The organism is Actinokineospora terrae, assembly GCF_900111175.1.
Taxonomy (GTDB): domain Bacteria; phylum Actinomycetota; class Actinomycetes; order Mycobacteriales; family Pseudonocardiaceae; genus Actinokineospora; species Actinokineospora terrae.
In genome coordinates this window covers 26,004-44,253 of sequence record NZ_FOGI01000005.1, presented here as the reverse complement: position 1 = coordinate 44,253, position 18,250 = coordinate 26,004, and the positions used below count along the sequence as shown (strand labels likewise).

At 71.4% G+C, this 18,250-nt stretch carries 18 protein-coding genes; 4 read left to right on the top strand and 14 right to left on the bottom strand.

The genetic code is table 11. The annotated features are described in order from the left end of the window. Positions 1–611 precede the first annotated feature (611 nt). Together BMY07_RS11620 and BMY07_RS11615 are read right to left on the bottom strand one after the other, a co-directional pair. A complete protein-coding gene (locus tag BMY07_RS11620) occupies positions 612–1,193 on the bottom strand; it encodes a DUF3800 domain-containing protein (protein WP_245782329.1) in 582 nt (193 codons plus the stop codon). Positions 1,194–1,243: 50 nt separating this feature from the next. Continuing rightward, complete coding sequence (locus BMY07_RS11615; protein WP_092777488.1) at positions 1,244–2,536, bottom strand: geranylgeranyl reductase family protein; 1,293 nt, start codon at positions 2,534–2,536, stop codon at positions 1,244–1,246. Between the two features lie 112 nt (positions 2,537–2,648). Here BMY07_RS11615 and BMY07_RS11610 point away from each other — a divergent pair, with 112 nt between their 5' ends. Beyond that, positions 2,649–3,371 carry a DUF4328 domain-containing protein gene (locus tag BMY07_RS11610; protein WP_092777486.1) on the top strand — a complete coding sequence of 241 codons (723 nt, stop codon included), beginning with the start codon at positions 2,649–2,651 and terminating at the stop codon, positions 3,369–3,371. On the opposite strand, the gene BMY07_RS11605 is transcribed toward BMY07_RS11610, so the two are convergent. From BMY07_RS11605 to BMY07_RS11595, 3 genes are read right to left on the bottom strand one after another with little or no spacing between them, the layout of a single operon-like run. Next, entirely contained in the window at positions 3,368–4,057 is a 690-nt protein-coding gene (locus BMY07_RS11605; RefSeq protein WP_092778281.1) for a demethylmenaquinone methyltransferase, read from the bottom strand. The two genes, BMY07_RS11610 and BMY07_RS11605, sit on opposite strands and share 4 nt — an antisense overlap. Before the next feature lie 35 nt (positions 4,058–4,092). Beyond that, positions 4,093–5,202 (bottom strand): glycosyltransferase, encoded by a 1,110-nt coding sequence (locus tag BMY07_RS11600; protein WP_092777484.1) that lies wholly within the window; start codon positions 5,200–5,202, stop codon positions 4,093–4,095. A gap of 3 nt (positions 5,203–5,205) precedes the next feature. After that, positions 5,206–6,321 (bottom strand): glycosyltransferase family 4 protein, encoded by a 1,116-nt coding sequence (locus tag BMY07_RS11595; RefSeq protein WP_218150652.1) that lies wholly within the window; start codon positions 6,319–6,321, stop codon positions 5,206–5,208. A gap of 177 nt (positions 6,322–6,498) precedes the next feature. On the opposite strand from BMY07_RS11595, the gene BMY07_RS11590 reads away from it, so the two are divergent. Both BMY07_RS11590 and BMY07_RS11585 read left to right on the top strand, forming a co-directional pair. Beyond that, entirely contained in the window at positions 6,499–7,329 is an 831-nt protein-coding gene (locus BMY07_RS11590) for an inositol monophosphatase family protein (RefSeq protein ID WP_092777480.1), read from the top strand. A 103-nt stretch (positions 7,330–7,432) separates the two neighbouring features. After that, positions 7,433–8,185, top strand: a complete 753-nt coding sequence (locus BMY07_RS11585) for an alpha/beta fold hydrolase (protein WP_092777478.1) — start codon at positions 7,433–7,435, stop codon at positions 8,183–8,185. Here the strand turns inward: BMY07_RS11585 and BMY07_RS11580 are convergent. The 9 genes from BMY07_RS11580 to BMY07_RS11540 all read right to left on the bottom strand — a co-directional run bounded on the left by BMY07_RS11580 (position 8,153) and on the right by BMY07_RS11540 (position 17,262). Then, the gene (locus BMY07_RS11580; protein WP_092777476.1) at positions 8,153–9,730 is read right to left on the bottom strand and encodes a putative PEP-binding protein; all 1,578 of its coding nucleotides are present in this window, start codon (positions 9,728–9,730) and stop codon (positions 8,153–8,155) included. The two genes, BMY07_RS11585 and BMY07_RS11580, sit on opposite strands and share 33 nt — an antisense overlap. A 9-nt stretch (positions 9,731–9,739) precedes the next feature. Further along, positions 9,740–10,792: a 1,2-phenylacetyl-CoA epoxidase subunit PaaE gene (paaE, locus tag BMY07_RS11575; RefSeq protein ID WP_092778279.1), complete on the bottom strand. Its 1,053-nt coding sequence runs from the start codon at positions 10,790–10,792 to the stop codon at positions 9,740–9,742. Between the two features lie 2 nt (positions 10,793–10,794). Next, positions 10,795–11,283: a 1,2-phenylacetyl-CoA epoxidase subunit PaaD gene (gene paaD, locus BMY07_RS11570; RefSeq protein ID WP_425426269.1), complete on the bottom strand. Its 489-nt coding sequence runs from the start codon at positions 11,281–11,283 to the stop codon at positions 10,795–10,797. Further along, positions 11,280–12,164: a 1,2-phenylacetyl-CoA epoxidase subunit PaaC gene (paaC, locus tag BMY07_RS11565; RefSeq protein WP_092777474.1), complete on the bottom strand. Its 885-nt coding sequence runs from the start codon at positions 12,162–12,164 to the stop codon at positions 11,280–11,282. Before paaC ends, paaD begins: the two co-directional genes overlap by 4 nt. 12 nt (positions 12,165–12,176) lie before the next feature. Next, positions 12,177–12,464 (bottom strand): 1,2-phenylacetyl-CoA epoxidase subunit PaaB, encoded by a 288-nt coding sequence (paaB, locus tag BMY07_RS11560; protein WP_092777472.1) that lies wholly within the window; start codon positions 12,462–12,464, stop codon positions 12,177–12,179. Continuing rightward, positions 12,461–13,390 (bottom strand): 1,2-phenylacetyl-CoA epoxidase subunit PaaA, encoded by a 930-nt coding sequence (gene paaA, locus BMY07_RS11555; protein WP_092777470.1) that lies wholly within the window; start codon positions 13,388–13,390, stop codon positions 12,461–12,463. The genes paaB and paaA overlap by 4 nt, the downstream gene beginning before the upstream one ends. A gap of 42 nt (positions 13,391–13,432) precedes the next feature. After that, positions 13,433–13,903: a DUF3592 domain-containing protein gene (locus tag BMY07_RS11550; protein ID WP_092777468.1), complete on the bottom strand. Its 471-nt coding sequence runs from the start codon at positions 13,901–13,903 to the stop codon at positions 13,433–13,435. Between the two features lie 32 nt (positions 13,904–13,935). Then, positions 13,936–15,618, bottom strand: a complete 1,683-nt coding sequence (gene menD / locus BMY07_RS11545; RefSeq protein WP_092777466.1) for a 2-succinyl-5-enolpyruvyl-6-hydroxy-3-cyclohexene-1-carboxylic-acid synthase — start codon at positions 15,616–15,618, stop codon at positions 13,936–13,938. A 318-nt stretch (positions 15,619–15,936) separates the two neighbouring features. Next, on the bottom strand, positions 15,937–17,262 hold the full coding sequence (locus tag BMY07_RS11540) for a hypothetical protein (protein ID WP_092777464.1): 1,326 nt from the start codon (positions 17,260–17,262) through the stop codon (positions 15,937–15,939). A 72-nt stretch (positions 17,263–17,334) separates the two neighbouring features. On the opposite strand from BMY07_RS11540, the gene BMY07_RS11535 reads away from it, so the two are divergent. Beyond that, positions 17,335–18,246, top strand: a complete 912-nt coding sequence (locus tag BMY07_RS11535; protein WP_092777462.1) for a 1,4-dihydroxy-2-naphthoyl-CoA synthase — start codon at positions 17,335–17,337, stop codon at positions 18,244–18,246. Positions 18,247–18,250 lie beyond the last annotated feature (4 nt).

The window sequence follows — 18,250 nt, the reverse complement described above, 5'->3', positions numbered from 1 at the left end:
TCCGACCACCGTTTGTTAGGCTTGCCTAACCCACAGTGTGCCGAGCTTGTGAAAACATTCACAAGCTCGGCTCGGAGTTGTGAACGGCTTCACATGCATCGGGGCCAGTGTAGGACCTTGCTCACAGCCGGAAACCGGACCCCCTCGGCAACTCTCCGTGAACACTCGATGATCCTTTCCGCTGCCCTGACCAGCGCTAACACACCGCTTGCACCAGCTAACAGACCAATTCGAGAACTCATCGAATGAATTCTGGTGCGCAGTACGGAATCGCGCAGTCCAGCCACACAACCGAGTGATAGACCCGAAGCCGACACGCGAAATACCCACCCCGCCCAGTAGCTTGACCGCCGAGAGTCCAGCGTCGTGGGCGGTGGGCGAGTCGCAAGGCCAGGTGCACCTGGGGCAGACCGGGACCCTGGCCCTGCGCACGTCTTGGGCCGTCCGGTGATCCACTCGATCGAGTCACGGTTACGAGATGACGAGCCGAGTCCGCTCGGCTAGGCTTGTCAGCGAGAGTTCACCGTCGTGGGCGGTGGGCGAGTCGCAAGGCCAGGTGCTCCCCGGGGTATACCGGGACCCTGGCCTTACGCATGTCTTGAAGCTGATCATCATTGTCTGATCGAGACAGCGCACTCAGCCACGCGGGGAGCGAGCAGGTCCCACAGCTCAGACGAGCCCGCCAGACCAGCGTGGGCGGCGCCTGCCAGGATGTCGGCAGCCCAGAGCAGTGGTTCCTCCCCGCCGCGGAGATGGGTGACCGCGAACTGGGTCCCTTTGGGCAGGTTGGACCGAGCTCCCATCGCAACGCGAACATCGCGTTCATTGAGCTGCCGCGTTCGCCCCTCCATGAACAACTCGGCCACGCCGCGGACATGCAGTTCGTAGACGAGGCGTTCCAAGCACTTCGCCCGACCACGCTCTTGCTCTGCCGTGGCAACAGCTGTCCCGAACACAACAACGTGACTGCCACCCACCCCAGCAAGGGTCTTGGCAGCCTGCGTCCGCGCTTCGCGCTTCATGTCGTGCCAGTGAAGCTTGCCGCTCTTCTTGCGGCCACGAAGCCCAAGCATCGCTTCACGGAACACCTCGCGGTCGGAGTCCGCGACGATGACCGCGCCAACGATGTACCAACCGCCCTGTCCGGCGGTGAAGTAGGACTCGTCGGCGAAGGCTTGGGGGGTGGGGAGCACCGAGCAAGGCTAGGGACTCGAAAACTCCTCACCCGATCGAGGCATACGGGTCAGGCGCTGGGGGTGAGGCGGGTGGCGGTGGTGATGATGCGGTCGTAGGCGTCGCCGTCTTTGGGGTCGTAGAGGCCTGCTAGGAGCTTGAGGACGAGCTTCATCAGGGTCTTGCGGGGCAGGCCGTACTTGGTGGCGATGCTCATGATCGTGGGGTTGCCGATCAGGCGGGAGAAGGTGTTGCCGAGGCGGTAGTAGCTGCCGAGGGCCTGCTTCATCGCGACCGGGTAGCCCTCCAGGGCGCGTTCGCGGGCCGGGCCCTCCGCGCGGGCGAGGGCCTGCACGACGATCTCGGCGGCGATGCGGGCCGACTCCATCGCGTAGCCGATGCCCTCGCCGTTGAACGGGTTGACCATGCCGCCCGCGTCGCCGACCAGCAGGAGGCCGTCGCGGTAGTGGGGGGTGCGGTTGAAGCCCATGGGCAGGGCGGCGCCGCCGACCTTGCCGATGGCGTTGGGTTCGCGGAAGCCCCACTCCTCGGGGGTGCCGTCGAGCCACGAGCGCATCAGCTGGCGGTAGTCGGTGCTGCCGAAGGCCTTCGAGGTGGACAGGATGCCGAGGCCGACGTTGACCGTGCCGTCGCCCATGCCGAAGATCCAGCCGTAGCCGGGCAGCAGCACCGGGTTCGCCGGGTCGGAGCGGTCCCACAGCTCCAGGTGGGACTCCAGGTAGTCGTCCTTGCTGCGCGGCGAGGCGTAGTACCGGCGGACCGCGACCCCCATGGGGCGGCTGTCCGTCTTCTCCATGCCTACCGACAACGCCAACCGGGCAGACACACCGTCGCAGGCCAGTACTAGAGGCGCGCGGTAGGTCACAGGGGCCTTGTCCGGTCCGGCCTTGGCGCTGACGCCGACGATCCGGCCGTTCTCGACGATGGCGCCGGTCACGGTGGTCTGCTCCAGCAGCCGGGCACCGGCGCGCTGGGCGGTGCGGGCGAGCATCTCGTCGAAGTCCTGGCGGGGCCGGACCACGCCGTACGGGGGGAAGGTGGCCAGGTCGGGCCAGTCCAGCTCCAGGGTGACGCCACCGCCGACGACGCGCAGGCCGCGGTTGTGCAGCCAGCCCGCCTCCTCGCGGGTGTCGATGCCCAGGTCGATGAGCTGCTTGACCCCGCGCGGGGTCAGCCCGTCGCCGCAGACCTTCTCCCTGGGGAAGGTGCTCTTCTCCAGCAGCAGCACGTCGAGACCGGCCCTGGCCAGGTAGGTCGCCGCGGTGGACCCGGCGGGACCGGCGCCGACCACGATGACCTCAGCGTCCTCGCCAGCCTTGCGGCGGCCGACAGTCGTGCTCATCGCGCTCCTTGTGAAAGCCTTCACGTACCTGGTCGAGTCTAGAGGGAACTGAAACGCCCGGACTGTGATCAGCGATCCACCGGGGACGCGCAGGGACCAGGAGAGGCCACCGATGACGGATCCAGACCAGGCCACCCCGGCGTTCGGCATCCCCGTGGTGCAGCTCCCACCAGATCTTCCCCGAGCGAAGCCCGCGCGCGCCGCCCGGTTCGTCGCGTCCGCTCTTATCCTGCTCAGCACTGCCGTGGCCCTCTTAACGGCGTGGCAGTCATGGCGGTCGTATTGGCTGGTCAGGGACGTGTACTCGGTAGTGCCAACGGTCACCGAGGAGCAGCTACGGGTCGCCACCGAGCGCACGAACATCTTGTCCTACGCCTGGCTGGCCGGGGTGGCGCTGTCCGGCATCGCCTTCCTGGCGTGGCTGTGGCGAGCACGGATCAACTCGGCCCGCATCTGCGACGCACCGCAGCGGCTGCGCATCCGGTGGGCCGTCCTGGCCTGGGTAATCCCGATCGGCAACCTGTGGCTCCCGCAGATGGTCCTGGGCGACGTGTGGCGCGCGAGCAGGCCGGACACCCCCGCGCGGGGCGGTGACCTGCGGAAAGTCCCTCCGAGCAAGCTGATCGCGATCTGGTGGGCCCTGTTCGTCCTGATGCACGCCGTCGACCTGTTCGCGGTGAACCTCCTCACCCGCGACAGCTCGGTGGCCACCTTCGAGTCCGTCTTCTTCGCCAACTCGATCAGCGGCGCCCTCGCCGTCCTGACCGCCCTGACCATCCTGGTCGTCATGCGCCGCGTCGACCGCTGGCAGGACGACCGCGAGATGATCCGCTAGGCCGGGTTGGTCGCCCGGTGCAGGGCCACGACGCCGAAGGTGAGGTTCAGCCATTCGACGTCGTGCCAGCCTGCGGTGGCTATCAGTTCGGCTACGGCTCGTTGGTCGTGCCAGTCGCGCATTGACTCGGCGAGGTAGGAGTAGGCCTCGCTGTTGGACGAGAACGGCTTGGTGATCAGGGGGAGTCCGCGCAGGACTGTGTTGCGGTAGAGCCAGCGCAGGGGGCGCAGTGGGGGCTGTGAGACCTCGCAGATGACGAGGCGGCCGCCAGGGCGGACGACGCGGCGCATCTCGGTGAGGGCGGCGACGGTGTCGTTCATGTTGCGCAGGCCGAAGGACACGGTGACCGCGTCGAAGGCGCCGGTGGCGAACGGCAGGTGGAAGGCGTCCGCGGCGACCCTGGGCACGCCCCGGTCGGCGCCGCCGCGCAGCATCTCCAGGGAGAAGTCGGCCGCGACGCACCAGGCGCCGGAGCGGGCGTACTCCACCGTGGACACGGCGGTCCCGGCGGCGAGGTCGAGCACCTTCTCCCCCGGCGCGGCGTCGAGCACCTGGCGGGTGATCTCGCGCCAGCGGCGGTCGAAGCCCATCGTCATCACCGTGTTGGTGCGGTCGTACCCCTTGGCGACCCCGTCGAACATCACGGCGATGTCGCGGGGGTCCTTGTCCAAACCGGCGCGAGCCATCATGTGCGCAGACTACGAGGGTCCGTGCAATCGCGTCATGCCAGGCTCAGTGCGGTGAGCATCCCCTGCACGGAGCTGGGCCAGTCGAACTGCTCCGCGCGTGCCCTGGCCGCCGCGCGACGGTCCTGTTCCGGCAGGGACAAGAGGCCTTCGACGGCTCCGGCGAACGCAGGCGCGTCGTCGGACACGGCCTGACCACAGTCGGGCCTGACGATCTCCGGTAGCGCTGACGACTCGGACACCACGACGGGCGTGCCGGACGCGAGGGCCTCTAGAGCAGCGAGTCCGAAGGTCTCGTGCGGGCCAGGGGCCAGCGAGACGTCCGCGGTCGCGAGTAATCGGGCGACGTCAGAGCGGTCGGCGACAAAGCCCAGGAAGGTCACCGGTAGGCCTGCCGCACGCCTGCGCAGCGATGCCATCTTCGGGCCGTCACCAGCCACTACGAGCCTCGCCTTCGTACCTGTGGCGTACAGCTCGGCTAGGGCGTCGATGCTGCGGTCGACGTGCTTCTCCGGGGAGAGGCGACCGCAGTGGACCAGCAGGGCGTCAGCGCCTCGTGCGAGTTCCGAGCGGAGGGTGCTGTCGCGGCGGGTGGGGGTGAACGTCGTCAGGTCGACGCCGAGCGGGACGCGGGCGACGTTGGTCACGCCGATGCGGTCGAACTCGGCTCGGGCGAACCCCGTAGTGCATACGACGGTGTCGTAGTTGGCGGCCATGCGTCGGTTAGCGGCATCCGCGACGGACCGAGCCACCACGCCAGGTAGCAGGAACTGCTGCAGTAACCGGTCGAGCCGCTCGTGGGAGATGACCACGCTCGGGATCCCCCGCTCAGCTGCCCACCGGCCCATACCGCGCAGGGTGAGCCTGTCCGACACCTCCAGCCGATCCGGTCTCAGCCTGGCCAAGAGAGTCGATACGCGGAGCGGGTCCACAGCGCGGTAACCGCCGGTGCCCGGGATATGCGGAGCAGGCAGGGTTATTCGGCGGACCCCGGTCGGCAGCCATTCGTCGCCGGTACGCCTACCGGGCACGACCAGTACGACTTCGTGCCCGCTGGCCACGTAACCCGCGCCGAGGTGGTGCAAGGCAGTGCGCAGGCCGCCTGAGCGTGGGCCGTAGAAGTTGGCGAGCTGCACGATCCGCATGGCTTACGCGGCCTTCGACCTTCTTCCCAGCGCCACCGCGTCGTAGTGCCCTAGGAGTTCCTCGCACACCGCGCTCCAGGTTCTGCTGAGCACCGCCGCCCTGCCTGCCGCCCCCATCCGGCGGCGCAACAGCGCGTCGGTGAGCCTGTCGACGACGGGGACGAGCTGCTCGGCGAAGTGGTCCGGGTCGAGCAGGAAGCCGGTACGGCCGTGGTCGACCAGGTCACGCGGGCCACCAGCGTCGGGCGCGACCACCGGCAGACCGGACGCCATCGCCTCTTGCACTGCCTGGCAGAAGGTCTCGTGCGGGCCGGTGTGCACGAACACGTCCAGGCTCGCGTACGCGGCGGCCAGGTCAGAGCCGTCGCGGAAGCCGAGGAACGCCGCGTTGGGCATCCGCTCTCGCAGCGCCTTCGACTCCGGCCCATCGCCTACGACCACGACCCGCACCCCGGCCAACGCGTCGATCGCGGCTAGATGCTCGACCCGCTTCTCTGGCGCGAGCCGTCCCACGTAGCCGACCAGGAGTTCGCCGTTAGGGGCGAGCTGTGAGCGCAGCGAGCGGTCGACGTGCTCGGGGGCGAACCGGCGGATGTCGACGCCACGCGCCCACCGGTGCACGCGGGGCACACCGTGTCTGGTCAGGTCGGCCACAGCGGCGGACGACGGCGCCAGGGTCCGGTCCGCGCCCGAGTGCAGCCTGCGGATCCACCGCCACGCCGCTCGCGACCCACGACTCAAGCCGTAGGACGCGGCGAACCCAGCGACATCGGTCTGGTAGACGGCCACGGTAGGCACCCCGAGCCTCTTAGCCGCCCACAGCCCTCCTGCACCGAGCACGAACGGTGACGCCAAGTGGACGACATCCGGGTCGAACTCGGCCAGGTCAGTCAGCACCTTCGGGGTGGGTAGGCCTATCGGCAGGGAAGTGATCCCCGGCAGGTCGACCGCGCGGACCCGGACGACGTCCGCGCCGAGGTGGCGGTCCGGTCCGGCACCGGGGGCGATCACCATCGCCCGGTGTCCGCGCTGGTCGAGGTGTTCGAGCACCCGCAGGACGGAGTTGGTGACGCCGTTCACCTGGGGCAGGAAGCTCTCGGTCACGATGGCGACGCGCACGGGAGCGACCGTCGCACCCCGCGCCGTCATCGGGGTGGGCGACCGCGTGACGGCGCGGCGAACGACACCGGAACAGCGGGTGGGTACCGCCGGAATGACCAACCTTGGCCTGGCGCTACCCGGCTTTTCATGTTCCGGACGCGCCCCGGCCACACGGTGTGGTCACTCTAGGTTGGCATGACGCTCTTGTCCTCCCGCTCGCGCAAGCCGGTGGAGCCGGGGCTGCTCTCACGAGCCTTGGAGATCGCGGGCCGCCTGGCCAACGACGCGACCGATGTGATCACCGCGACCGCGGGCCGCGGTGCCAGACCGGTGGTGCTCGACTCGCCGTTCGACTGGGTGACCGACACCGACCGCATCCTGGAGCGGCACACCCGCCGGGTGCTGACCGCCGAGTTCCCCGGCATCCCGGTGGTGGGCCAGGAGTTCGGCGCCGACCTCGGCTCGGACGAGTCCGAGTACCGCTGGGTGGTGGACCCGGTCGACGGCACCGCCAACTACATCGCCGGGGTCCCCTGGTGCGCTTACAGCCTCGCCTTGGTCGACGCCGAAGGTCCGGTCGTCGGTGTAGTGGCCGACCCGTATAGAGGCCAGATCTACGCCGCGGCGCGCGGACGAGGTGCGCGGGCCAACGGGGTGCGCGTCCAACTGACCGACCGGACGTCCACGGCGGGCACGATCGTGTGCACCGAGCTGGCCAAGACCGGCCCGTGGCCGGGCATGGGCGGCTTCATCGAGCGGGCCGCAGCCGCACACGCCGGGGTCCGGGTCCTGGGCTCGGCCGCGCTCGCGGTCACCCAGGTGGCACTCGGCCACGCGGCGGCAGCGGTCCTGCACAGCTACCACGAGTGGGACGTGGCAGGCGCGGTCGCCTTGGCACTCGAGTCCGGGGCGGCGGTACTCGACCGACGCGGCGAGGACGCCCCGCTGCCGGTGGACGGGCTGTTGGTGGCGGCACCGGGCGTGGCGGAGACGGTCCTGTCGTGGTGGCAGGAGACCGCCGTCTGACCTGGTGCTGAGCGGCGGGTTTCAGCTGGGAGGATGCTAGGTGTCCGTTCCGGCTCGACTCGTTCGTCGTCCTGACGGGACGCGGGCTCGATGGGAGAGACAGATGCAGACTGTTCAGTCGGCGGACGGTACGGCTATCGCGTACGAGGCTGTCGGTAGCGGCACCCCGGTGGTGCTGGTCGGTGGGGCCTTCAATGACCGCAACTCGACTGCGGGTCTAGGGGCCTTGCTGGCGGAGGCAGGCCTGACGGCTGTCTCCTATGACCGGCGGGGGCGTGGGGGTAGCACCGATACGCAGCCCTATGCGGTTGAGCGGGAAGTCGAGGACTTGGCGGCCGTGCTCGCTGGTGTGGGCGGTAGTGCTGTCTATGGCATGTCGTCCGGGGGGATCTTGGCTCTCTTGGGCGCCCACCACGGACTTCCGGTCGCCCGCGTCGCCGTCTACGAGCCGCCGTTCAATGACGACTCCTCTGAGGACTTCGCCAACGCCCAGGCCGCGCGAGCCGCGTCCGGTCACCGTGACGAGGCCGTCGAGGCCTTCCTCACCACCACCGGCATGCCACCTCAGGCGATCGACAACATGCGCCAAGGCCCGGCGTGGCCCTACCTCGTCGGCCTAGCGCACACGCTGTCCTACGACGCCCACATCGTCGCGCGTGGCTCGATCGCGGCTCTGACCACACTCGCCACCCCCACCCTCGTAGTAGACGGTGACGCCAGCCCGCCCTTCCTCCGCAACGCCGCTAAGACCCTCTCCGAAGCCCTCCCCAATGCGACCGCGGTCTCCCTCCCAGACCAGACCCACAATGTCGACATCCAGGTCCTAGCCCCGGAACTGGCCCGCTTCTTCGGCTAACCGTCGAGCTGTCGCGCGGGCCTCCGCCGGTGTGGTGGCCCGGCGGACGGCGGCGGCCAGTTCGCGGCACTGGGGCAGCGTGTGGGCGGCCAACGCGGTGCGGACGGCGGGGAGGCTGATGGGCGCCATCGACAGCGCGCCGATCCCCAGGCCCGCGAACACCAGCGCCAGCAACGGGTCGGCGGCCGCCTCGCCGCACACGGAGACCGGCTTGGGGATCGTGGCCACGTGGGCGACGAGGTCGAGCAGGGCGGGTTGCCAGGGGTCGAGGAGATCGGCCAGGTCGGTCAGCAGGCGGTCGGCGGCGAAGGTGTACTGGGCCAGGTCGTTGCTGCCGATGCTGAGGAAGTCCACCTCGGCGGCGATGTCGGCCGCGCGCAGCGCGGCGGCGGGGACCTCGATCATGGCGCCCGCGGTGGTCAGGCCGTGTTCGCGGGCGGCGGTGGCGAACGCGGCGGCCTCGGTGGCGGTGGTGATCATCGGGGCCATCACCCACGGCGTGGCGCCGGTGTCGGCCGCGGCGCGGGCCAGCGCCTCCAGTTGGTCGCGCAGCAGGTCGGGGCGGGCGCGGGCGATGCGGAAGCCGCGGATGCCCAGTGCCGACCCGGTCGCGGCGTACGGGATCGGCTTGTCCGACCCGGCGTCCAGGGTGCGGACGACGACCTTGCGGCCGACCAGCGGGGCCAGCACCTCCCGGTAGGCGGCCTGCTGCTCGCGCACGGTCGGCGGGCGGGACCGGCCGAGGAACAGGAACTCCGTGCGGACCAGGCCGACCCCTTCGACACCGTGCACCGGGTCGGGGCCGCCGATGTTGGCCAGGAGCTCGATCCGGTGCCCGTCGGCGGTGCGGCCGGGGCCGACGTCGAGCAGGGTGCGCGCGGTGACCGGGACCGGGTCGGTGCGGACCACCCCGGCGTCCCCGTCGACCTGCACCACCTGTCCGTCCACGAAGGACCCGGCGCAGCCGACGACGGCCGGGATGCCCAGTGCCTTGGCCAGGATCGCGGTGTGGCTGGTCGGGCCGCCGCGTTCGGTGACGATGGCCAGCACCTGGGCCGGGTCGAGCAGCGCGGTGTCGGCGGGCGCGAGGTCGGTGGCGACGAGGACGTACGGGTGTCCCGGCGACGGCGGGCCGGGCACGGGCTGGTCGAGGAGCCAGGCCACCGCGCGGTCGCGGATGTCGTCGAGGTCGGTGGTGCGCTCGGCCAGGTGGCCGCCCGCGAGCAGCGCGCGGTACTCGCCGACCGCGCTGTCGACGGCCCAGGCGGCGGGTTGCGTGCGGGCCAGGTCGGCGACCCGGTCGGCGAGGCCGGGGTCGCGGGCGATCATCGCGGTCGCGGCCAGGATGTCGGAACCGTCGGACCCGGCCCGCTCGGCCCGCCGGTCCAGCTCGGCGGCGACGTGCTCGAGCGCGGCGGCAGCGCGACCTGGCTCGTCCGGCCCGAGACCGGGGGCGGTCATCGGCAACACCGGCCGCGCCCCGAACCGCGCCACCGGCCCCGTCGCCACACCCGGGCCGGCACCGATCCCCCGACGAGTGCTCACCCCGCCAACTTACGCGTCGAAGTCCACCGTGACGGCGTCGCTTTCCGGCAGACCCTGGCAGGTCAGGACAAAGCCCGCGTCGAGTTCGTGCTGCTCCAGGGCGTAGTTGCGGCGCATCCGAACCTCGCCGGTGACTACCTTCGCCCGGCAGGTTCCACACACCCCACCGCGACAAGCGAACGGGAGATCGGCGCGGATGCGTTGTGCGGCGTCGAGGATGGGCTCGTCATACGGCAGCGACAGGGTTGTCTCGCGGCCGTCGAGGATCACGGTGACCGACGCGGTAGGGCCATCGACGCCTTGTTCGACCCGCTTGGGCTCCGGGGGCGGCTCGTCTACGTAGAAGAGTTCGCGGTGCACGCGGTCGGTGGGCACGCCCCGGGCGGCCAGCAGGGCGGAGGCGTCCTGAACCAGGCCGAACGGGCCGCACAGCCACCAGTGGTCGATGTCGCGCGCGGGCACCACCCGGTCGAACAGCTCGCCGAGCCGGGCCGCGTCGAGCCTGCCGGAGAACAGCTCGACGTCGCCGGGCTCGCGGGACAGGACGTGCACCAGCTGGAGCCGGTCCGGGTAGCGGTCCTTGAGGTCGGCGAGGTCCTCGGCGAACATCACGGTGTCGCTGCGGCGGTTGCCGTAGAGCAGGGTGACCCGGGTGGTCGGGTCGGCGAGCACGGTGGCCGCGATCGACAGGACCGGCGTGATGCCCGACCCGGCGGCGACGAAACCGTGGTGGCCGCCCGGTTCGACGACCGGGGTGAAGGTGCCCTGCGGCGGCAGGACCTCCAGCGTGTCGCCCGCCTTGAGCGAGTCGACCAGCTGCGCGGAGAACAGCCCGCCCTCGACCCGGCGCACGCCGATCCTGGGCGCGGCGCCGACCGGGGCGCAGATCGAGTACGACCGGCGCTCCTCGCGGCCGTCGACGTCTTGGCGCAGGGTCAGGTATTGGCCCGCGCGGAAGGCGAACCGGTCGCCGAGGTCGGCGGGCACGGCGAAGGTGATCGCGACCGCGTCGTCGCAGAGCCGGTCGACGGCGGCGACCGGGAGGGAGTGGAAGGCGCGCACGGTCACAGTTCCTTGATCTGCTCGAACGGTTCCCGGCAGTCCTCGCACCGGCGCAGGGCCTTGCACGCGGTCGACCCGAACCGCGACAGCTCAGTGGTCCGGATCGATCCGCACAGCGGGCACGGCACGCGCCGCGACGGCGGCTCCAGGTTCAGCGGCACCGGCCCCACCGCGTGCGGCCCGATCCGCTGCGGCGGCGCGATCCCGTGGTCGGCCAGCTTGCGCAGCCCGTCCTCGCTGATCCAGTCCGTCGTCCACGCCGGGTGCAGCACCGTGCGGACCTCGACGTCGGCGTACCCGGCCTCGGTCAGCCGGGACACCAGGTCGGCGCGCATCTCGTCCATGGCGGGGCACCCGGAGTAGGTCGGCGTGATCGTCACCGTCACCCGGCCACCGTCCTCCCGCACGTCCCGCAGCACCCCGAGGTCGGCCAAGGTCAGCACCGGCAGCTCGGGGTCGAGCACCTGCTCGGCCACCTGCCGGGCGGTCACCAGACCGCTCCCGGCATCGAGCGGGCGATGTGCTGCATCTCCGCGAGCAGGAAGCCCATCGCCTCGGTGTGGATGCCGTCGCGGCCGGACTGGCCCGCCAGGGGCGCGACCTGCCTGGTCTCGGGGAGGTCGAGGCCAGCCGCGGTCAGCACGGTGCCGATGACCTGGTCGAACTCCGCGCGGAGCTCGGCGGGGTCGACCGCGACACCGGGCAAGGCAGCCTCGACGGGATGCGTGGCGAAGAGCTCGTCGGTGAACGCCCACACCTTGGCCAGACCCTCGACGATCCGCTCGCGCGAGTACTCCGTGCCGCCCGCGAGCCGCAAGACCCACTGGGCCGCGTGGTCGCGGTGGTACGCCAACTCCTTCACACCCTTGGCGGCGACGGCGGCCAGCACCGGGTCCGCTGACCCCGCCAGCCGCTGGAAGAGCGCGAGCCGCCAGGTCGAGAACACCAGCAGCCGGGCGATCGTGGTGCCGAAGTCGCCGCCGGGCCCCGGGCCGCAGTCGATCTCGGCGAGCCGGACGTTGCGGAAGGCGCGTTCGTCGCGCAGGTAGGCCAGTGCGTCCTCGTCGCGGCCCGCGTCCTCGACCTCGGCGGCCCGGGAGAGCAGCAGCCTGGCCTGGCCCAGCAGGTCGAGGGCGATGTTGGCCAGCGCGACGTCCTCTTCCAGTTCGGGCGCGCGCGAGCACCACTCGGCGAGGCGCTGCGAGTAGACGAGCGCGTCGTCGCCGAGCATGAGGCAGTACGCGGTGAGGGCTTCCCGGTCGACGGCGGGGATGTCGCGGCCGACGCCGGTGAGGGCGTCGGTGAAGCCTGTGCCGAACGCCCAGTGCTTCTCCTCGCCCGCGTCGGTGAGGCCGTCGTAGGCGTTGTCCATGCGGTTCCGTTCTTAGAGGTGCGGGACGTCCTCGGGGATCGCGTAGAACGTGGGGTGGCGGTAGACCTTGTCGCCGCTGGGCGCGAAGAACGGGTCCTTCTCGTCCGGGCTAGAGGCGGTGATGGACTCCGCCTTCACGACCCAGATGCTCACGCCCTCGTTGCGCCGGGTGTAGAGGTCGCGCGCGTTGCGTAGTGCCATCTCGTCGTCGGGGGCGTGCAGCGAACCGACGTGCACGTGGTTGAGCCCGCGCTTACCCCGCACGAAGACCTCATAGAGGGGCCAGGAAGACCTGGTCATGCCGCCTGCTCCTTCTTGCGCGCGTATGCCGTCGCGGCCTCGCGAACCCACGCGCCGTCCTCGTGCGCCTTGCGCCGGTGCTCGACCCGCTGCGCGTTGCACGGCCCGTCGCCCTTCACGACCTGCCAGAACTCGGTCCAGTCGATCTCGCCGAAGTCGTGGTGGCCGCGCTCGGCGTTCCACACCAGGTGCGGGTCGGGCAGCGTGACGCCCAGCTTCGCCGCCTGCGGCACCGACATGTCCACGAACCGCTGGCGCAGCTCGTCGTTGGTGTGCCGCTTGATCCGCCACAGCATCGACTGCTCGGTATTGGAGCTCTCCGCGTCCGGCGGGCCGAACATCATCAGCGACGGCCACCACCAGCGGTCGACCGACTCCTGCACCATCGCCCGCTGCTGCTCGGTGCCGCTCATCATGGTCATCAGCAGCTCATAACCCTGCCGCTGGTGGAAGGACTCCTCCTTGCAGACCCGGATCATCGCACGCGCGTACGGGCCGTAAGAGGTGCGGCACAGCGGTACCTGGTTGCAGATCGCGGCGCCGTCGACCAGCCAGCCGATGACGCCCACGTCGGCGTAGGTCAGCGTGGGGTAGTTGAAGATCGAGGAGTACTTCTGCCGACCGGCGATCAGCTTCTCGGTCAGCTCGGCCCGGTCCGCGCCCAGCGTCTCGGCCGCGGCGTAGAGGTAGAGGCCGTGCCCGGCCTCGTCCTGCACCTTGGCCAGCAGGATCGCCTTGCGGCGCAGCGAGGGCGCCCGGCTGATCCAGTTGCCCTCCGGCTGCATCCCGATGATCTCGGAGTGCGCGTGCTGGGCGATCTGGCGGACCAGGGTGGCCCGGTAGCCGTCCGGCATCCAGTCCCGCGGCTCGACCCGGTGGTCGGCGGCCACGGTCTGCTCGAACTGGTCCAGCTCTCGGCTCTGCACACCGCCGATGTTACACCTGAACGCCGAAATCGCGGAGAAGTGTCATAGCCGGATCCGCCGCCGGGGGCGCAGCCGCCGCACGTTCAGGGGACCCTGCCGTCGCAGCCAGTAGAGGAACCCGCCCGCCACCACCCACACGCCCAACACGGCCGTGCTGACCGGCAGGATCGTCAGCGCGGCACCGCGCCCGGCCACCCGCACCAGGTCCGGGTTGCGCTGGTCGTACTCGACCCGCACGACCTGCCCCTCCTCCAGCGCCTCCGGGTAGAGGACACCCACGCTGGGCAGGTGCTCGGCGCCGTCCGGGGTCTGGAACCGGACCAGGGTTCGGCTGAACGACACGCTCACCACGTCGGCGTTCGCGTTGCCGGTGTACCGCTCGATCGCGGCGTCCTCGGTGACCGCGGCCACCACCAGCAGCACCCCGAGCGCGGCGATCACCCCCGCCACGACGATGGCCACCAGCGCGGCCACCGCACGGCGGCGCTGCGGGCGGGTGAGTTGGTCGTCCACGGGGTGGAGGGTATCCGGGCCGGTCACGGGCGTCACGCGATCGCGGTGCTGACCGCGGCGCGCAGCCGGGCGTGCAGGTCGCGCAGCCCTTCCCTGGTCGCCCTGACCTCCACGACGCGCAGGCCGGGCTCCGGGGCGAGGGCGTGGCGCAGGTCGGCGGCGGTGGCGGCCTCGGTGTGCTTGACGCCGTGCGCCTGGCAGAGCGCGGCCAGGTCGACGCCGTGCGGGGTGCCGAACACCCGCTCGAAGCTCGCCCGGTGCTCGGCAGCGCCCTGTTCGAGCAGCGAGAAGATGCCGCCGCCGTCGTCGTTGAGCACCACGATCGTCAGGTCGGGGCGCTGCTCGCCGGGGCCGATGAGCAGGCCGTTCGCGTCGTGCAGGAACGTCAGGTCGCCGACGAGCGCGTACGTCGGGGCGCCGCCGCCGAGCGACACCCCGGCCGCGGTGGACAGGTTCCCGTCGATGCCCGCGACACCGCGGTTGGCGTGCACGGCGAGGTCGACCCGGTGCCGGGCGATCAGGTCGACGTCGCGGACGGTGTTGGACGAGCCGAGGAACAGCGTCGCGCCCGGCGGCAGCCCGGCGACCACGTCCCTGGCGACGTGCAGCCCGGTCGGCCACGGCTCGGCGGCCAGCAGCGCGGCCACCGCCTGGGCCGCGGCGTCCTCGGCGTCCTGCCACCCGGCCAGCCAGCCCTGGTCGTGCCCGGTGACGTGGACCAGGTCGTCCTGGTCGAGCCAGCCGCGCACGTGGGTGGCGACGAACTGCGGGTCGGTCCACTGTGGATGATCGCCGATGCCGTACACCGGGACCCGGTCCATCAGCCCGCGCACGCCGCGCGACAGGGTCGGTCTGCCGACGACGACCACCGCGTCCGGTTGCAGCGACTCGGGCAGGGCGCCGGTGCCGAGCAGCAGCGGGCCACCGCGCAGCACGTGGGCACCGCCCGCGATCGCCGCGGCGGCACCGACCGGCTCGGCGACGACCGGCCAGCCCGCCTTCGCGGCCACGCTCGCGGCGGAGGTCGCCCTGGCCGCGTCGCCGCTGCCGACCACCACGAGGGTCCGCGCGGGCAGCGGGAAGTCGACCCGGTTGCCCGGCACCGTGCGGGCCGCCGACGACGTGGTCCAGCGCAGGCCGCCCGGCCTGCCGACCAACTGGTCCGGCCACTCGTCGCCGAAGGTCGGCACCAGCGGCTCGCGGAACGGGATGTTGAGCTGCACCGGCCGCCCGGTCTCGGCGCGGGCCACCCCGCGGCACACCAGGCCGCGCCAGACCGGGTTCAGCCCGGCCCGCCGCTCGGCGACCGGGAAGTCCACGGTGACCGCGGCGCTGCCGAAGATGCCGCGCTGGTCGATGGTCTGGTTCGCGCCGGTGCCGTGCAGCTCCGGCGGCCGGTCCGCGGTGATCAGCAGCAGCCCCACCCCGGAGTGGTGCGCCTCCAGGACCGCCGGGTGCAGGTTCGCCACCGCGGTCCCAGAGGTGCAGACCACCGCGGCGGGCCTACCGGAAGCGCGCCCCAAGCCGAGCGCGAAGTACCCGGCAGACCGCTCGTCGACCCGGACGTGCAGGGTCAGCTCACCGCGGTTCGCCGCCTCGAACAACGCGAACGCGACCGGCGCGTTGCGCGACCCCGGGCACAGCACGACCTGCCGCACGTCGTTGCGCACCAACTCGTCGACCACCACGGTGGCCATCGCGGTGGACGGGTTCACCGGACCCCGATCCCGGCGGCACCGTCCACCGCGCACCCGCCCACGACCGACTCCCGTTCGGCTACATCCCCCACCGGCACACCTCTCCCAACACCGTCACACCCGCCCGGGGTCCCCCGACCGGCACGCCGGGCGACCCACCCGCCTCCCGACCCTTCACCGCCGCCGCCCCGACGGGCAACCGGCGCCCGCCAAGTAGGCGAAGATCGGCCGGATTTCCTTGCGCGCGCAAGGAAATGGGAGCGCGACCACGCGGGCCGCCACCGGTCCCGCGCCCAGGTTGTCTGGGCGTCGGACTCGCCCCCTCCGATGCCACGCTCATACGAGGGTCAGATCATCCGGGCGGTGCCGGAACAAGACCCGCGCGCGCAGGCTCCAGCGGGCGATAGCGCGGCCCGCGTCAGTCAGCCCTACCCGGCGGGCGTTCCAGTCAGCGTCAACAGCGTCGAGCACCCTGAGCCTGCGCAAGAACCAGGACCCCACCTCGGCCGCCCTGGTCGGACCGAAGTCGGCCCCACCGGCCTCGGACCACCCCTCCTCGGCCAGCACGTACGCCACCTTCTCGAAAACCCGGCTCGGCGACATCCGGTCCTCCAGCAGCAGCGCCGCGAAGACCACCTCCTGCACCGTGCCCAGCGCGGAGCGCTCCAGCGAGACCAGCCGCTCGCCGACCGTCATCAGCAGCGAGTCGGAGTCGTCGACGAGCGCGGCGCCCTGCTCGGTGAGCCGCAGGCGGGCGCCCGCGCGGGCGGTGAGCCCGAAGTCGGCGGACAGCTCGCGCAGCAGCTTCACCGGCGGCCACTGCGACTCGCTGCGCCCGGTCGCGGCCACCTCGGCGCAGGTCGGCATCAGGTCGACCAGCTCGCTGACCAGCGTGGTCGGCAGGTACCCGCTGCTGGTCAACCTGGCGCCCTGCTCGCGGCACTGGGCCAGCAGGTAGCTCAGCGCGGGCAGCTGCGCGCCGTCGCTGTCGGGGGCGCGGCGCACCTCGGGGCGCAGCCGGACCATCAGCTCGCGGCGGGTCTGGCTGCCGTGGCCGCGGGTCCACTCGTCGAGCCGCTCGTCGAGCAGCCGGACGAACCAGGTCTCGTCGCCCTCGTTCTCCGGGCTGGTCAGCAGCCGCATCACCAGGCCGACCCGCATCGCGTCGCCGCCGCCGACCGGCAGCGTGCCCGCGTCGACCGCCTCCTCCAGCAGCCTGCCCGCCGCGGCGTGCAGCGCCGTCTCGATCGGGCCGCCGTGCTCGGACCAGGTCATCAGCGGCGTGTCCGGCGGCCACACCCCGGACGCGCGCCACGCCGCGGCCACCAGCCGCCGGTAGCGGTCCTCGTCCTCGGCCGCGTCCAGGATCGTGTGCGTCTCCCGCGCCCGGCAGACCTCGGCGTACCCGTCGTGGCCGAGCAGGGCGAGCAGCTCGGCGAAGGACTCGCAGGTCTGGTGCAGGTCGTCGAAGGCGCCCTGGCCACCGGGGCTGCGGTGCGCCTGCGGGAGCGTGCCCCAGACCATCTGCTGCACGTCGTAGCGGGTGACCTTGGTGGGGTGGGCCGCGGTGGCCCGCATGACGTGCCAGAGGGCGTGCGCGTGCTTCGCGGCGGTGTCATCACGCGCGCGGATGACCTCCAGGGCCGAGTCCAGGTCGTGCACGAGTCCAGCTTGACACGGCGACGGCCAACCCCGCGAACGACTGTCCACAGGCCCGCCGGCATCCTCGACGGCGTGGCTGAGCCCGAGGTTTCCGAACTGTTCGACCCGGCCCGGTGGCGTGCTGTCGACGGGTTCGACTTCACCGACATCACCTACCACCGGGCGGTGGACACCGGCGCGGTGCGCATCGCGTTCGACCGGCCCGAGGTGCGCAACGCGTTCCGACCGCACACCGTCGACGAGCTGTACCGCGCGCTCGACCACGCGCGGATGAGTTCCGACATCGGTTGTGTGCTGTTGACCGGCAACGGGCCGTCGCCGCGCGACGGCGGGTGGGCGTTCTGCTCCGGTGGGGACCAGCGCATCCGTGGTCGTACGGGCTACCAGTACGCGTCAGGGGAGACATCGGAGACGGTGGACCCCGCGCGCGCGGGACGGTTGCACATCCTTGAGGTGCAGCGACTGATCCGGTTCATGCCCAAGGTCGTTATCGCTGTCGTGCCAGGTTGGGCTGCCGGTGGCGGGCACAGCCTGCACGTGACCTGCGACCTGACGCTGGCCAGCCTGGAGCACGCCCGGTTCAAGCAGACCGACGCCGACGTCGGCAGCTTCGACGGCGGGTTCGGCTCGGCGTACCTGGCCAGGCAGGTCGGGCAGAAGTTCGCGCGGGAGATCTTCTTCCTGGGCCGCACCTACAGCGCCGAGGACATGGTCCGGATGGGCGCGGTCAACGAGGCCGTGCCGCACGCGGAGTTGGAGGAGACCGCGCTGCAGTGGGCGCGGGAGATCAACGGCAAGTCGCCGACGGCGCAGCGGATGCTCAAGTTCGCGTTCAACGCCATCGACGACGGCCTGATCGGGCAGCAGGTGTTCGCCGGTGAGACGACCCGGCTCGCGTACATGACCGACGAGGCCGTCGAGGGCAGGGACTCGTTCCTGGAGAAGCGGGACCCGGACTGGTCCCGCTTCCCGTACTACTACTGAGCGG

Bases quoted from the DNA above. Each gene is read 5' to 3' on its own strand.
- BMY07_RS11615 (WP_092777488.1), bottom strand. From the start codon at position 2,536: ATGAGCACGACTGTCGGCCGCCGCAAGGCTGGCGAGGACGCTGAGGTC.
- BMY07_RS11610 (WP_092777486.1), top strand. From the start codon at position 2,649: ATGACGGATCCAGACCAGGCCACCCCGGCGTTCGGCATCCCCGTGGTG.
- BMY07_RS11605 (WP_092778281.1), bottom strand. From the start codon at position 4,057: ATGGCTCGCGCCGGTTTGGACAAGGACCCCCGCGACATCGCCGTGATG.
- BMY07_RS11600 (WP_092777484.1), bottom strand. From the start codon at position 5,202: ATGCGGATCGTGCAGCTCGCCAACTTCTACGGCCCACGCTCAGGCGGC.
- BMY07_RS11590 (WP_092777480.1), top strand. From the start codon at position 6,499: ATGACGCTCTTGTCCTCCCGCTCGCGCAAGCCGGTGGAGCCGGGGCTG.
- BMY07_RS11585 (WP_092777478.1), top strand. From the start codon at position 7,433: ATGCAGACTGTTCAGTCGGCGGACGGTACGGCTATCGCGTACGAGGCT.
- paaC (WP_092777474.1), bottom strand. From the start codon at position 12,164: ATGGACAACGCCTACGACGGCCTCACCGACGCGGGCGAGGAGAAGCAC.
- paaB (WP_092777472.1), bottom strand. From the start codon at position 12,464: ATGACCAGGTCTTCCTGGCCCCTCTATGAGGTCTTCGTGCGGGGTAAG.